This is a genomic window from Actinomadura craniellae (assembly GCF_003289645.1).
Taxonomy (GTDB): Bacteria; Actinomycetota; Actinomycetes; order Streptosporangiales; family Streptosporangiaceae; genus Actinomadura_D; species Actinomadura_D craniellae.
The window spans coordinates 1-12,613 of the sequence record NZ_QLYX01000012.1; the positions used below are offsets into that span (position 1 = coordinate 1).

Here is a 12,613-nt window from a genome sequence, read left to right on the forward strand (position 1 = left end):
TGGTCAGCAGCACGTTCCAGGTGAAGATCGGCATCCGGAACATGGTCATGCCGGGGGCGCGCATCCCCAGGATCGTGGTGGCGAAGTTGACGGCGCCCAGGATGGTGCCCAACCCCGACAGCACCAGGCCCAGCACCCACAGGTCCCCGCCCAGTTCGGGGGAGTAGGACTCGGCGGACAGCGGGACGTACCCGGTCCAGCCGAAACTGGCCGGGCCGCTGCTGCTCAGGAAGCCGCTGATGACGGTGAGGCCGCCGAACAGGAACAGCCAGTAGCTCAGCGCGTTCAGCCGGGGGAACGCCACGTCCGGGGCGCCGATCTGCAGCGGCATGATCACGTTGGCGAACCCGGCGAACAGCGGGGTGGCGAACAGCAGCATCATGATCGTGCCGTGCATGGTGAACAGCTGGTTGTACTGCTCGGGGCTCACCACCTGCTGGCCCGGTGCGGCCAGTTCCGCACGGATCAGCATGGCCATCAGCCCGGCCAGCAGGAAGAAGGCGAACGAGGTGACCAGGTACAGGTAGCCGATCTTCTTGTGATCGGTGGTGGACAGCCACTCGGCCAGCCGTGTGCCCAGCGGCCGCCGTGCCGCTCCGGGCGGCGAGATCGGTTCTTCGGTCGTCCGGGTCATGGCCTCTCCGGGGTCTCGATGCGCGCGGGGGCGCCCGGGGGCTGCTGCCGCGCGGACGGCTCCGGGGAGGTCCGGGCCTCCCGGCCCGCGTTCATCGAGGCGATGACCAGGGTGGACATCAGCGCCGCACCGGCGGCCACCACCGCCAGTACCACCAGGGCCACCCGGGGCGGCCGCCAGGAGACCACGGCCTGCGGCGGCCGTTCCCGCTGCGACATCCCCACCGCCCGTCCCCGGATCGGACCACCTCGACGCCGATCCCCTACCCGACCGTTCGGGCATCTCCTTCAGTAACCGGTCAACTTCTCCTAGTGATGGTCGCGGGCCGGGTGGTCCGGAGGGGGCGGGTGACGCTCGGGGGCCGCTCCTTGAGAGAGCCGATATCGTGGCCGGACGTGTACTCGCCGGGCCTGCGTCCGGCCCGGCCAGGAGAGGTGGACCCGATGTCGTTCAGCCGGCAGGACGCCGCAGACGCCTTCGCCGTCGTCGACACCGACCACGACGGGATGATCGACCCGCAGGAGCTCACCCGGCTGTGGGAGCGCACCGGCGGCGCCCTCACCCCCGACCGGCTCGCCGAGATCTTCGCGCAGGCCGACACCAACGGCGACGGGCTGATCTCCTTGGAGGAGTTCGTGGAACTCCTGTGGCCCGGTGCCGCCGAGAGCGAGCCCGCCGCCCCCTGAGCCGGCGCCCGCCAGGAGCCCGTCCGGCCAGGAGGCGCGGGGCGGTCACAGCTCGGGGTGCCCGCTGACGACGTGGTAGCGGCCGGAGTGGTAGACCAGCGGTGCCCCGCCCGGGGCGTCGTACCGCACGACCTCCCCGAGCATGATCACGTGGTCTCCGGCGTCGATGCATCGCGCGGTACGGCATTCGAACCGGGCGACGGCCCCGGGCAGCAGCGGCACCCCGCCGATGCCGTCGGCGGTCGGGACGCCGCCGAACTTGTCCTCGGCCGGGGTGGCGAACCGCCGGGAGAGCGGGTGCTGGCCGGCGGCGAGGACGTTGATCGCGAAGTACGGGGCACCGGCGAAGTCCGGCAGGCTCGGGGCGTCCTTGCCGGGACACCACAGGACCATGGGCGGGTCGAGGGAGACGGAGGTGAAGGAGTTCACCGTCATGCCGACCCGGCGGCCGCCGGCGGCGCGCGCCGTCACCACCGCCACGCCGGTCGTGTACTGGCCGAGCGCGCGCCGGAAGTCACGGCCGTTGAAGGACACCGGCCGTCCGGTGCCGGTCACCGCGGTGCTTCGCATGTCAGTGGCCTCCGGAGGCTCAGGCGCCGACCGAGGCGAGGTACGCCTCGGCGTCCGCCGGGTCCATGAACCAGTGGAAGAAGTCGCGCGGGTCGTCGAAGCCGTTGGCGAAGCGGTGGGCGATGCGCGGGCCGGCACCGGCCGCGCCGAGGAGCCGGAGCACGTGCTCGGGCGGCGGCGCGAGCAGGGCGTTGGTCCAGGTGGTGACGTACTGGGCGTAGTCCCAGTACCGCTCGAACGTCTCCTGCATGAAGACCTGGTCGAAGGGCCGGTCGCCGTGCTCCAGGATGCTCGCCAGGTAGGAGGCGGCGCACTTGGCGGCGTTGTTGGACCCCTGGCCGGTGATCGGGTCGTTGAGCACGACCACGTCGGCGACGCCGAGCACGAGCGCGCCGGAGGGCAACTGCCCGACGGGCTTGCGGACGGTGGGCGGGAACCGGCCGGCCAGGGTCCCCTGGGGGTCGGTGAGCCGGACGTCCTGGCACCGCTCCGCCTCCCACGGCAGGTGGTCGGCGAGGATCTGCAGCGACCGTTCCAGGTGCCGCTCGGGTGTGGTCGCGTCGCTCCAGCAGTCCATCGGGCCGCCGGGAACGCCCTCGAAGACCATGATGTCGCAGGGCCCGGTGGTGGTGAGCGCGGGGAAGGTGAAGTACTCGCCCACCCCGGGGATGAGGTTGAAGCTGACGGCCGAGTACTCCGGTCGGGCGGCCATGCCGGTGACGTAGGTGAGGGCCAGGGCGCGCTGCGGCACGGCGTACGGGGATCGCTGCGCGTCCCGCTCGAAGAGGCCCGAGATCGCGCCCTTGCCCGCCGCGACCAGCACCAGGTCGGAGTCGCGGGCGTAGTCCTCCAGGTCGTCCACACCGGCCTCGCGCAGCTCGACCTTGCCGCCGCGCCGTTCGAACTCCGCCAGCCAGGCCGGCATCTTGACCCGCTGGTCGACCGAGCGGGCGGTGGCGTCAAGGCGTGAAGCCCAGTTGATGGCCCGGCCGCCGGAGCCGTCCGGCACGGCGAAGGAGAGGCCCTCGATGGGCGGGCAGGTCTCGCCCCAGAGGTCGAGGTTCAGCGCCCGCTCGTGGCCCAGCGCGGTGCCGAACATGCACTGGCTGGACATGATCCTGCCGTCCCGGATCTGCCCCCCGGTGCGGTCGGACACGAGGGTCACGTCGTATCCGGCGTCGACCAGGCCGATGCCGAGCTGCAGTCCGGCCTGGCCGGCTCCGATGATGGTGATTTTGCGCATGGGGGACGACCTCCGGTCGCTCGGTATTCGGACGGTTACGGGTGGCGGATGCGAACCCGAATATCGGTCGGGATAAAAAAGGTAATTCGGTGCCGGGCGCACCGCTTGTGGGAATGGCGGTCTTGCCCGGCGGCCCCTGCGTGGTGTCTCCTTTTATGTGGCGGAGTTACGGACAACGTAGGTCCGGCGCGACGCCGCCGCCATCCGCGCAACGCGGGGTCCTATCCGGATTGCGCACCCCGGTCCGTGGAGGTGGACATGAGCGATCGGCCGCTGCCGCTCGCCGCCCACGAACGGTTCCACACGCATGACCTCGACGAGGCCCGCGCCGAGGTCGGCCGCGCCTTCTGCCCGCACGGGCTGAGCCTGGTGGGCCGCGGGGCGAGGCTGGCGGCGCGCCTGCACTCGACCACCTTCGAGCGGACCGGCCTGCACTACCTCGACTACGGGGCCGAGGTGCGCATCACGCCCGGTGAGCTGGAGAGCTTCTTCCTCGTCCAGATCCCGCTGGCCGGCGCGGCCGAGGTGAGCTGCGGGCGCGAGCAGATCGTGTCCACGCCCGAACTCGCCTCCGTGCCGTCGCCGACCGACCCGCTGTCCATGCGCTGGGGGGCGGGGAATCCGCAGCTCATCGTCTGGATCGACCGGCCCGCCCTCGAAACCCATCTGGGCAGGCTGCTGGCCCGGCCGGCGCACCGGTCGATCGACTTCTCCCTGGGCATGGACCTGACCCTGCCTGCCGCCCGCTCGTGGCTGGGGACCGTCGACCTACTGCGACGGGAGGCCGACGGGGACGGCGGGATGCTGGACCAGCCGCTCGTCGTGAAGCAGTTCGAGGAACTGCTCATGACACAGCTGCTGCTGGCGCAGCCGAGCAACTACACCGCGGCGCTGCTCGGGGAGCAGCCGCGGATGGCCCCGCCCGCGGTCAAGCGGGCCATGGAGCTGATCGAGGCGCACGCGGCCGAACCGCTCACGGTGGCCGACATCGCCGAGGCGGTGGGGGTGGGCGTGCGCGCCCTGCAAGAGGGGTTCCGGCGGCACCTGGAGACCACCCCGCTGGGCTACCTCCGGGAGGTACGGCTGACCCGGGTCCGGGCGGACCTGGTCGGTTCCGACCCGGGGGTCACGACCGTCACCGACGTCGCGTGCCGCTGGGGGTTCTTCCACGCGGGCCGCTTCTCGGCCGCCTACCGGGAGCGTTTCGGGGAGTCGCCCTCCGCGACACTACGGCGCTGACCAGGGGAGACGCCGGTTCGCCGGCCGGGCCGCGCAGTGCCGGTGCGGGGCCGGGGAGTCCGCGGCGGCGCCGCGCCCCGGCGTGCGGTAGAAAAGCGCTGAACGGTGTTCGGTACCCAAGGCGCAGGAGGGCTCATTCATGGAGCTGGCCCCCGAGAAGACCGGGTTCGCCCCGGCCCGGCTGGAGCGCATCACGGAGCACTTCGAGCGCGCCTACATCGAGCCCGGCAAGATCGCCGGTTGCCAGGTCGCGGTGACCCGGCACGGGCACCTGGCCTACTTCCGCTCGTTCGGCCAGATGGACCGCGAGACCGGCAAGGCCATGGCCGACGACGCCGTCTTCCGCATCTACTCGATGACCAAGCCGATCACCTCGGTCGCGCTGATGACGCTCTACGAGCGGGGCCTGTTCCAGCTGAACGACCCGGTCAGCCGCTTCTTCCCGGCCTGGCGCAAGCAGCGCGTCTGGGTGTCGGGAGCGGGCCCCGACATGGTCACCGAGGAACCCGTCCGCCCGCCCACCATGCGCGACATGCTGTGCCACACCGGCGGCATCACCTACGGCACGGCCCTGGCGGACGTGGGCGCGCTCGGCACCGACCACCCCGTGGACCTGGCCTACGACGAGGTGGGCGTGCGGCGCGGCAAGGGCGAGACGCTGACGGAGTTCATGGACAAGCTCGCCGAGGTGCCGCTGCGCTACCAGCCGGGCGAGCGGTGGATGTACTCCTTCTCCACCGACGTCTGCGGTGCCCTGGTGGAGCGGATCAGCGGCCGGCGGTTCGACCGCTACCTACGGGAGGAGATCTTCGAGCCGCTGGGCATGGCGGACACCTCCTTCGTGGTCCCGGCCGACCGGGTGGACCGGTTCTGCGCCAACTACCACCGCGCGCCCGACAAGTCCCTCGTGCTCGCCGACGCGCCGGGGACCAGCCGCTACCTCCGGGAGCCGAACTTCTTCTCCGGCGGCGGCGGTCTCACCTCGACCACCGCGGACTACCTGCGCTTCTGCGAGATGCTGCGCCGGGGCGGCGAGCTCGACGGCGCCCGCGTCCTGGGCCCCCGCACCCTGGCCCTGATGCACCGCAACCACCTCAAGGGCGGCCGGGACCTCGCCCAGATGGCCATCGCCTCCTTCTCCGAGACCGCCAACGAGGGCGTCGGCTTCGGCCTGGGCTTCGCCACCACTCTCGACGCGGTGACCAACGGCGGTATCTGCGCGGGCGACTACTACTGGGGCGGCGCGGCTTCGACGATCTTCTGGGTCGATCCGGTGGAGGACCTGACGGTGGTGTTCATGACCCAGGTCATGCCCTCGCGGACGTTCGACTTCCGGGGACAGCTCAAGAACCTGGTCTACTCGTCGATCGTGGACTGACGGCGCCCGGGCGGGCGGTGCCCCTGGCGGCGCGGCCCGTCCGGGGCAGGCCGCATTCGGGCGGACCGAATCCGTGAGTGCATACATTCCGCTGTCCGCAATTTCCGATGATCTTTATGGGTGCCGGATTCGCCGCTCCGGTACTGGTGGGATATGTGGCTATTGTCGGATTTTTACTCGGGTGGGACTATCCCGCGAAATATTTCGCGGGTCGGACTGTTGACTTCGGTTCGGTAGAGAGTCACCCTGAGCTGCGTAAGCGCATGCACTCCTCCGCAAAGCGGACCGCATGTGACGGGGAATTATTCGCCTTCCGTATGTCAAGATCTCCTTTTCCCATCGGGTATTCCAGGGGGACAAGATGGGTCTCCTGCTCATTGACACGAGCGCCGAGGTGCTGCCCGGCCTGCGCGACATCGACGACCTTTATCTCGTTCGCTCCAGCATCGAGCGGATGGGAGACGACCGCTACCGGATCTCCGGCTACGCACCCGAGACGGTGATCCCGGAGTTGGAGGCACGGGGGTGCACGGTCCAGGTGCTGATGACCTCACAAGACATCGACCACTTCAACGACGACGTCGCGACCGCCATCGCCCCGCCGGACGACACCCCCCCAGAGTCCTGAGATGCCGCCGCCCTATCCCGAGATCACGGCGCCGCTGCGCCCGCAGCAGATCGAGGACGCCCTGGCGGACCTCGCCACGACCTTCCCCACGCTGTGCACGCGGACCGTCTTCACCGGCAAGACGCACGAGGGCCGCTCGCACAGCTACCTCAAGATCGCGAACGGCACCGGCGAGCGGCCGGCCGTCCTCGTCACCGGCGGCGTGCACGCCCGGGAATGGGCTCCACCGGACGCGCTGGTGACCTTCGCCCGCAACCTGCTGGTGTCCTTCCAGAGCGGCACCGACATCACGATCCCGGCGATGGAGGTCACCCCGCTGACCGGGCCGCCGGTGCGCTACCGCCCGTGGAAGATCAAGGCGAGTGATGTCGCCGGCATCCTCAACAAGGTCGACTTATACATCTTCCCGCTGGTCAACCCGGACGGCCGGGAGTTCGACCTCACCCCGCCGATCGACCCGATCGGCTGGCGCAAGAACCGCAGACCACCCCCACCGGCGGGCGGCGACATCGGTGTCGACCTGAACCGCAACTTCAACATCGCCTGGAAGTTCGAGGACTACTACGACCTGCCGCTGTACGTCTCGCGCTACGGCGAGGAACCGGCGAAGCGGACACCGGTCGGCGACATCAACCAGCTCTACCGCGGGCCGAACGAACACTCCGAGCAGGAGACCCGCAACGTCGAGTCGCTGCTGGACACCCTGCCCGTCCACTACTACGTCGACGTGCACATGTTCGGCCGCAAGATCCTGCACTCCTGGGGCCTGGACGGGAACGGCAACGACCCGGCGATGAGCTTCACCAACCCGGCCTTCAACAACAAGCGGGACGGGATGATCGCCGGCGACCCCGCGCTGCCGTTGGGACGGACCGACTACAAGGAGTACCTGCCCGACGACCCACCCCACAAGATCCGCTCGCGGGCCGTGTTCATCGCGAACGCGATGCGCGACGAGATCCTGCGCGCGGCGAACGGCGGCGCGACCCCACCGGCCGCCTCCAGCCCGCAGCAGAACCACTCGGACTACGAGGTCGGCCCGAGCGCCTTCCTGTACCTGCCGGTGGGTGGCGGCCCGACCCCCGGCTGCGCCGACGACTACGCGTGCAGCCGGCAGTTCGTCAATCCCGCCCGCAAGCCGATCTTCGCCTACACGATCGAGACCGGGCACCCCGAGGAGCAGGGCTTCCACTGCAACTACGCCAACCCGCCCGGGCACTTCCGGAAGATCAACCGGGAGGTCCACGCGGCGCTGCTCGCACTGCTCAAGGTCGCGGCGGCGTCGCCGCTGGCCCCGCCCGCACCCTCGCCCCGGCCCCCGAACAGCGGGCCGTGCCTGATCGCGACCGCCACCATGGGCGACGCCGGCCACCCGGACGTGGTGTTCCTGCGCGCCCTGCGCGACGAGCGGCTGCGCGCCACCCCGCGCGGCGCCCGGCTCGCCGACCTGCTCGACCGCGTCTACTACAGCTTCAGCCCGGCGGTGGCCCGGTACATCGAGGGGCGCCCCCGGGCCCGGACGGCCGTCCGGCTGCTGGTGATCCGTCCCCTCGTCGCCGTGCTGCGGCGCGCCCTGGGGACCGGCAAGGGAGGTCGCCGATGACCGGCACCGTCGAGCGGCTCGCGATCGAGGTCGGCAAGCTCCTCGAACCGATCACCGAACGGCTGGCCTCCGGCCAGCTCGTCGACCTGTTCGCCGACCTGGGGCTGCCGCTGCCACCGGCGGTGGCGAACTCACCCGCCGTCCAGGACGCGGCGAGCTCCGCGAACAACGTCCTCGTCGCGCTTCCCGCGAAGATCGGCGCGCTGGTGGACGCCGTGGCCGACGGCGACGACGGCGCCGTCGCCGCCGCGCTGACCGGGCTGCTGCAGGTGCTGCCCGGCGCGTTCAGCGCGAGCCGCGCGCTGGCGACCGCGGTCCGGACCGCGGTCACCGGAGCCGGCCCGGTCAGCCCGCCGGTGCAGCAGATCCTCACCGACCTGCCCCAGCGGCTGATCGACTTCACCGCCGCCACCTACCTGCTGGAGCAGCGCCCCGCGCTCGGCAACGCGCTGGCCCTGTTCGGCCTCGTCGACAACGTGCAGGTGGCCCCGGACGGAGACCGGCCCGGCTACCTGCGCCGCGGGTTCCGGACAGACCGGCTGGGCACGTTCCTGCGCGACCCGCTCCAGGCGCTCGCCGAGGTCTACGGCTGGGGGAACCCGGCGACCCCGCTGGACGTGCAGGCACTGTTCACCAGGCTCCGCGACCTGGCGCACGCGGCCGGCATCCCGGTCACCGTGCTCACCGGCCCGGACGGCCGGCTCCAACTGGCGGCGTTCCTCTTCCGGATCGACCAGGTCACCGGTCTCCCGCCGGGCACGCCGACCCCGCTGGACCTGGTGCTGGACGAGTTCGACCTCACCGGAGTCGATGTCGACCTGCCGTTCGGCACCACCTGGAAGGCGCACCTGCGCGCGGCGGGCACGCTCAACCTCGGCGCCGTGCTGCGCATCGAACCGCCCGCCACGCTGCGCCCCCAGGCGCCCGCGCCCGGCGTCCGGGGCGAGGTGACGGTGTCGTTCGAGCGCGTCCCCCCGCCCGGGTCCGGGCCGATCGTGCTGCTCGGCAGCGCCACCGGCACCCGGCTGGCCGCCGACGCCATCCGCGCCGGGCTCGGCCTGTCCTTCGCCGCGGACGGCGGCGGGATCCAGGCGCGGCCGGTCCTCGACGCCGCGGTGGACGGCGGCAAGCTGGTGATCGACCTGTCCTCCGGCGACGGCTTCCTCGCCACCCTGCTCGGCGGCGCCAAGATCGAGGCCGACCTCGACGCCGGCATCACCATCGACCCCGAGCACGGCCTGCGGTTCCGCGGCGGCGGCGGGCTGGAGGTCCAGCTGCCGGTGCACGTGGAGCTGGGGCCGGTGGAGGTGCAGGCGGTCCACCTGGCGGCGCGCGTCGACGGGCCGGGGGTCGTGCTGGAGCTGTCGGCCGGGTTCCGGGCCCAGCTCGGTCCCGTCCAGGCCACCGTCGAGCGGGTGGGCGGCCTGGTCCACCTCAGCCTCCCGCCGGGCGGCGGCGACCTCGGCCCGGTCAAGACGAAGTTCGGGTTCAAGCCGCCCGACGGGGTCGGCCTCGCGGTCGACGCGGGCGTCGTGTCCGGCGGCGGGTACCTGTTCGCCGACGCGGACCGCGGGGAGTACGCCGGGGCGCTGGAACTGGAGTTCGCGAACTTCGTCGAGCTGAAGGCGATCGGGCTGATCAGCACCCGGATGCCGGACGGCTCCGCGGGGTTCTCGCTGCTCATCGTGATCACCACCGAGTTCGGCGGGGGTGGCCTCCAACTCGGCTACGGGTTCACCCTGCTCGCCGTCGGCGGCCTGATCGGGCTGAACCGGGGCATGAACCTGCAGGCGCTGGTGGAGGGCGTGCGCACCGGCTCGATCGAGTCGGTGATGTTCCCGCGGGACGTGGTGGCGAACGCGCCGCGCATCCTCAGCGACCTGCGCGCCTTCTTCCCGCCCGAGGACGGCACCTTCCTGGTCGGCCCGATGGCGAAGATCGGCTGGGGCACGCCGACGCTGGTCAGCGTGTCACTCGGGGTGATCGTCGAGATTCCGGGGAACCTCGCGATCCTCGGCGTCCTCAAGTGCGTGCTGCCCACCGAGCACCTGCCGCTGCTCGTCCTGCAGGTGAGCTTCATCGGCGCGGTCGAGTTCGACAGGTCGCGGCTGTGGTTTTTCGCCCAGCTCTTCGACTCGCGCGTCCTGATGATGACCCTCGACGGCGGGATGGGCCTGCTCGTCGCCTGGGGCGACGACCCCGACCTGGTGCTGACGGTCGGCGGGTTCCACCCCTCCTTCACCCCGCCGCCGTTGCCGTTCCCGGTGCCGAACCGGCTGTCGGTGGACATCCTCAACCAGCCGGGCCGGCTGATCCGGGTGTCCGGCTACTTCGCGATCACCAGCAACACGGTGCAGTTCGGCGCCCGGGCGGAACTGCGGCTGGGCTTCGGCGGCTTCGGCGTCGAGGGGCACCTCGCGTTCGACGCGCTGTTCCGGTTCTCGCCGTTCATGTTCATCATCGAGATCTCCGCGGGTGTCTCGCTCAAGGCGTTCGGGGTCGGCCTGTTCGGCATCGACCTGCGGTTCCGGCTGGAGGGCCCGGCGCCGTGGCGGGCCCGCGGCCGCGGCTCGATCTCCCTGCTGTTCTTCGAGATCTCCGCGGACTTCGACATCACCTGGGGCGAGGAGCGCGACACCACGCTGCCGCCGGTCGACGTCCTGCCCCTGCTGGCGAGCGAGATCGCCAAACTCGAGGGCTGGCAGACCTTGCCGCCCGCCGGCGGCGCGAAGGCCCTGGTCAGCCTGCGCCCCCTGGCCGAGACCGACCAACTGGTGCTGCACCCGCTCGGCACGCTGTTCGTCCGGCAGCGGTCGATCCCGCTCGGCGTCCGCCTGGACCGGGTCGGCGCCCAGCGGCCGGCCGACGGCCGGCGCTTCGGCGTCGCGCCGGCCCCGGGCAGCGGCCTGGTGCAGCGGTCGGTCACCGACGACAAGTTCGCCATGGCCCAGTTCCAGGACATGGACGACGCGGCGAAGCTGTCCCGGCCCGCCTACGAGGACCAGGACGCCGGGCTGGAACTGGCCGCCGCGCAGGGCGCGCTGGCGTCCGCCCGGGTGGTCCGGCGCAGCGCCCGCTACGAGCAGATCGTCATCGACAGCAGGGCACGCCAGGCCGGCGGCACGACGCTGCGGGCCACCGCCGCCGCCCCGGCCGGCGGAGGCAAGCGGCTCACCACCGTCAGCCCCGCGGTGTTCAACCGGTTGCTCGACGGCAGCAGCACCAGCCGCTCGCCGCTGTCCCGGCAGGACGCCGAGCGCAGGCAGCCGTTCACCGCCGCCGAGACCGTCCAGATCACCGGGCGCCGGTACGTGGTCGCCCATGCCAGCAACAACCTCCAGGCGTTCCCGCCGGGCACCGGCCCCGGCGGCCCGGCGAGCTTCCGCAGCCAGACGGCCGCGGAGGACGCCCTCGCGGACTGGGTGGCCGACGCCCCCGCCCTGGCCGGCACGCTGCACGTCATCCCCGAGTCCGAGGCGGCCGCCCCGCCCGCGGTGCCGGGCACCTGGACCGCGGCGGCGAACCCGTTCCCGGCGGCGGTGTCCTGGGCGGCGGCGACGGACCCGGCGGCACGGCTGCCCGGCGGCAGGGTCCTGGCGGCCGGCGGCGCGGACGCCACCGGGCAGTCCGTCGCGGGCACGGCGCTGTTCGACCCCGTCGCGCTCGCCTGGGCGGCGGGCCCGGCGCTGGCGACCGCCCGCCGGCTGCACTCGACCACCGGGCTCGCCGACGGCCGGGTCCTGGTCGCCGGGGGGCTGGGCGGCACGGCGCCGGTCGCCGCCGCCGAGATCTACGACCCGGTCGCCGGCACCTGGTCCGTGACCTCCGGTGGCATGGACACGGCGCGCTTCGCGCACTCGGCGACGCCGCTGCCGGACGGCACGGTCCTGGTCGCCGGCGGTACCGGAGCCCGCGGCGCGGCGCTGCCGTCGGCGGAACTGTTCGACCCGGTCGCCGGCACCTGGGACGCCGCCGCGCCGATGACCGACGCCCGCTCCGGCCACCGCGCCGTGGCGCTGCCCGGCGGCCGCGTGCTGGTCGTCGGCGGCGCGCTGCCGACCGGGGGAGCCGACGCCGCGCTCGCGCACTGCGAGATCTACGACCCGGAGACCGGCGAGTGGACCCCGACCGGAAGCCTGGTCACACCGCGCCGGGGACACCAGGCGACCTTGCTGGCCGACGGCTCGGTCCTGGTGACGGGCGGCGCCGCCCCCGGAACACCCGCCACCGGCGGGTACCACCCCGGCGCGCTGGCCGCCGCGGAACGGTACGACCCCGGCACGGGCGTGTGGACACCGGTCGCCGCCATGCCCGGCGGGCGCCGGGGGCACCGCGCCGTCCTGCTGCGGTCCGGCGGGGTGCTCGTCGTCGGCGGCACCGGCGGCCCCACCACCGCGGGGGGCTACCGGAGCGCGGTGCGCTACGACCCGGCGGCCGACACCTGGACGGCCACCGGCCCCCTCGGCACCGGCCGGTACGACTTCGCGGCCGTCGAACTGGCCGACGGCCGGGTCGTCGCCACGGGCGGGCGGGTGCTCTCCGGCGCCGCGGCACCCGACCCCGACGCGGACGTGCTAACCGCCACCACAGAGATCTTCACCCCGTGAACCGGGCGACCACGAAGGGTTCGAC

At 72.4% G+C, this 12,613-nt stretch carries 10 protein-coding genes; 6 read left to right on the top strand and 4 right to left on the bottom strand.

Translation table 11 applies throughout. From position 1 onward, the window contains the following. Positions 1–634, bottom strand: a 634-nt coding sequence (locus tag DPM19_RS23485) for a cytochrome c oxidase subunit I (RefSeq protein WP_199485251.1), incomplete at its 3' end; no start/stop codon positions are given. Next, positions 631–858 carry a hypothetical protein gene (locus DPM19_RS23490; RefSeq protein ID WP_146778972.1) on the bottom strand — a complete coding sequence of 76 codons (228 nt, stop codon included), beginning with the start codon at positions 856–858 and terminating at the stop codon, positions 631–633. The genes DPM19_RS23485 and DPM19_RS23490, both read right to left, overlap by 4 nt. Positions 859–1,029: 171 nt before the next feature. Here DPM19_RS23490 and DPM19_RS23495 point away from each other — a divergent pair, with 171 nt between their 5' ends. Next, on the top strand, positions 1,030–1,320 hold the full coding sequence (locus DPM19_RS23495) for an EF-hand domain-containing protein (RefSeq protein WP_233510668.1): 291 nt from the start codon (positions 1,030–1,032) through the stop codon (positions 1,318–1,320). Positions 1,321–1,365: 45 nt separating this feature from the next. Here the strand turns inward: DPM19_RS23495 and DPM19_RS35410 are convergent, their stop codons facing one another. Then, positions 1,366–1,890: a flavin reductase family protein gene (locus DPM19_RS35410; protein WP_158566870.1), complete on the bottom strand. Its 525-nt coding sequence runs from the start codon at positions 1,888–1,890 to the stop codon at positions 1,366–1,368. Positions 1,891–1,909: 19 nt separating this feature from the next. Further along, the gene (locus DPM19_RS23500) at positions 1,910–3,133 is read right to left on the bottom strand and encodes a styrene monooxygenase/indole monooxygenase family protein (RefSeq protein WP_158566871.1); all 1,224 of its coding nucleotides are present in this window, start codon (positions 3,131–3,133) and stop codon (positions 1,910–1,912) included. 258 nt (positions 3,134–3,391) lie between these two features. Between DPM19_RS23500 and DPM19_RS23505 the strand changes: the two genes are divergently transcribed. The 5 genes from DPM19_RS23505 (at position 3,392) to DPM19_RS23525 (ending at position 12,588) form a co-directional block, all read left to right on the top strand. Then, on the top strand, positions 3,392–4,372 hold the full coding sequence (locus DPM19_RS23505) for an AraC family transcriptional regulator (RefSeq protein ID WP_111870177.1): 981 nt from the start codon (positions 3,392–3,394) through the stop codon (positions 4,370–4,372). A 139-nt stretch (positions 4,373–4,511) separates the two neighbouring features. Continuing rightward, positions 4,512–5,750, top strand: coding sequence for a serine hydrolase domain-containing protein (locus DPM19_RS23510; protein WP_111870178.1), 1,239 nt, complete (start codon positions 4,512–4,514; stop codon positions 5,748–5,750). A 361-nt stretch (positions 5,751–6,111) separates the two neighbouring features. Then, entirely contained in the window at positions 6,112–6,378 is a 267-nt protein-coding gene (locus DPM19_RS23515; RefSeq protein ID WP_111870179.1) for a hypothetical protein, read from the top strand. Between the two features lies 1 nt (position 6,379). Next, the gene (locus DPM19_RS23520; RefSeq protein ID WP_111870180.1) at positions 6,380–7,981 is read left to right on the top strand and encodes a M14 family zinc carboxypeptidase; all 1,602 of its coding nucleotides are present in this window, start codon (positions 6,380–6,382) and stop codon (positions 7,979–7,981) included. Further along, positions 7,978–12,588 carry a kelch motif-containing protein gene (locus DPM19_RS23525; protein WP_111870181.1) on the top strand — a complete coding sequence of 1,537 codons (4,611 nt, stop codon included), beginning with the start codon at positions 7,978–7,980 and terminating at the stop codon, positions 12,586–12,588. The genes DPM19_RS23520 and DPM19_RS23525 overlap by 4 nt, the downstream gene beginning before the upstream one ends. Positions 12,589–12,613: the final 25 nt, after the last annotated feature.

What these genes read in the sequence shown, in the direction of transcription:
- DPM19_RS35410 (WP_158566870.1), bottom strand. Translation starts at nt 1,890, where the DNA reads ATGCGAAGCACCGCGGTGACCGGCACCGGACGGCCGGTGTCCTTCAAC.
- DPM19_RS23500 (WP_158566871.1), bottom strand. Translation starts at nt 3,133, where the DNA reads ATGCGCAAAATCACCATCATCGGAGCCGGCCAGGCCGGACTGCAGCTC.
- DPM19_RS23505 (WP_111870177.1), top strand. Translation starts at nt 3,392, where the DNA reads ATGAGCGATCGGCCGCTGCCGCTCGCCGCCCACGAACGGTTCCACACG.
- DPM19_RS23510 (WP_111870178.1), top strand. Translation starts at nt 4,512, where the DNA reads ATGGAGCTGGCCCCCGAGAAGACCGGGTTCGCCCCGGCCCGGCTGGAG.
- DPM19_RS23515 (WP_111870179.1), top strand. Translation starts at nt 6,112, where the DNA reads ATGGGTCTCCTGCTCATTGACACGAGCGCCGAGGTGCTGCCCGGCCTG.
- DPM19_RS23520 (WP_111870180.1), top strand. Translation starts at nt 6,380, where the DNA reads ATGCCGCCGCCCTATCCCGAGATCACGGCGCCGCTGCGCCCGCAGCAG.
- DPM19_RS23525 (WP_111870181.1), top strand. Translation starts at nt 7,978, where the DNA reads ATGACCGGCACCGTCGAGCGGCTCGCGATCGAGGTCGGCAAGCTCCTC.